2 protein-coding genes are annotated in these 1,215 nt (G+C 71.9%); one reads left to right on the forward strand and one right to left on the reverse strand.

Translation table 11 applies throughout. The features are described from left to right. Nucleotides 1-133: 133 nt before the first annotated feature. Nucleotides 134-742, reverse strand: a complete 609-nt coding sequence (locus tag EYA84_RS32055) for a DedA family protein (protein WP_131057880.1) — start codon at nucleotides 740-742, stop codon at nucleotides 134-136. 236 nt (nucleotides 743-978) lie between these two features. Between EYA84_RS32055 and EYA84_RS32060 the strand changes: the two genes are divergently transcribed. Continuing rightward, nucleotides 979-1,182 carry a cold-shock protein gene (locus EYA84_RS32060; RefSeq protein WP_111219891.1) on the forward strand — a complete coding sequence of 68 codons (204 nt, stop codon included), beginning with the start codon at nucleotides 979-981 and terminating at the stop codon, nucleotides 1,180-1,182. Nucleotides 1,183-1,215 lie beyond the last annotated feature (33 nt).

A 1,215-nucleotide genomic window follows, 5' to 3' on the forward strand; every position in this document is an offset into this window, starting at 1 on the left:
TGGTGAGGCCGGGGCAGATCGCGCCGCCGGGCGCGGATCACGGCGATGCCCCTCGTGGGTGCGCCGGGCCCGCGCCTGGCGCACCCCGCACGGATCCAACAACACGTGGCGCTCCGGACCGGTGTCCGCACGGTCAGGGTGTGACCTCACGCAGCCGGCGCCGCACGCCGAGCAGCACCAGTGCGGCCAGCACCAGGCCGCCGGCCATCGTGATCAGCATCGGGCTGGCGCCACCGGGCAGCAGCCCGGCCAGCGACCGCGACGCGGTGCCCACCGCCAGGTAGAGCCCGGCCCACGCGCCCGCACCGAGCGAGGCGAAGCCGAGGAAGCGCGGGTACGACATGTTCAGGCCGCCGGCCGCGAGCGGCAGCAGCGCGTTGAACACCGGCAGGAACGGGGCGACCAGCACCAGCCGGCCACCGTTGCGGCGCAGGATGCCCTCCGCGGTGGCCCAGCGGGTCTCCCCGACCCAACCGCCGACGCGGCTGCGGCGCAGGACCGCGCCCCACCGCCGGCCCACGAGGAAGGTCAGGGACCATCCGGCCAGGCACCCGACGACCACGGCGACGAAGGTCGCCAGCCCGGTACGGGGAGTGCCGACCGCCACAGCGGCGAGGATCGCCACGTCACCGGGGACGAGGACGCCGAACAGCGGGACCGCGTCGAAGACCATGACCACCCCGAGCACCGCCATCAACAGGGCGACGGGAAGTTCTCCGACCTGGGCCAACTGGTTTGCCATGCCTCGTACGCTATTGCCTGACCGCCGGTGTGGACATCGGGATTCTCCCCACACTGCGCGCGGTGTGCTCCGGGTCATCCCTGAGCCGTCTCCGCACCGCCCGGATCGTTCCGCCGCCACTCCCTGAGGCGCTTCGCCCGGCAAATCCGCTATTCACCGGTTACTGTCGGGAAGGTATCGGGCGGCCACCGGCGTGGAGCCGGCGGTCGCCCGCCTGGAACAGGGAGAGAGAACGCATGGCAACCGGCACCGTGAAGTGGTTCAACTCGGAAAAGGGCTTCGGCTTCATCGAACAGGATGGTGGGGGCCCGGACGTCTTCGTCCACTACTCGGCCATCGCGAGCAGTGGCTACCGGGAGCTGACCGAGGGCCAGAAGGTCGAGTTCGACGTGACCCAGGGACAGAAGGGGCCGCAGGCGGACAACGTCCGACCGATGTGACCCGTGCCGGGGTGGCGGCGGCCGGTCCTGCCG

This window comes from Verrucosispora sp. SN26_14.1 (assembly GCF_004307965.1).
Taxonomy (GTDB): Bacteria; Actinomycetota; Actinomycetes; order Mycobacteriales; family Micromonosporaceae; genus Micromonospora.

Coding starts and splice junctions, on each gene's coding strand:
- EYA84_RS32060 (WP_111219891.1), top strand. CDS start 979: ATGGCAACCGGCACCGTGAAGTGGTTCAACTCGGAAAAGGGCTTCGGC.
- EYA84_RS32055 (WP_131057880.1), bottom strand. CDS start 742: ATGGCAAACCAGTTGGCCCAGGTCGGAGAACTTCCCGTCGCCCTGTTG.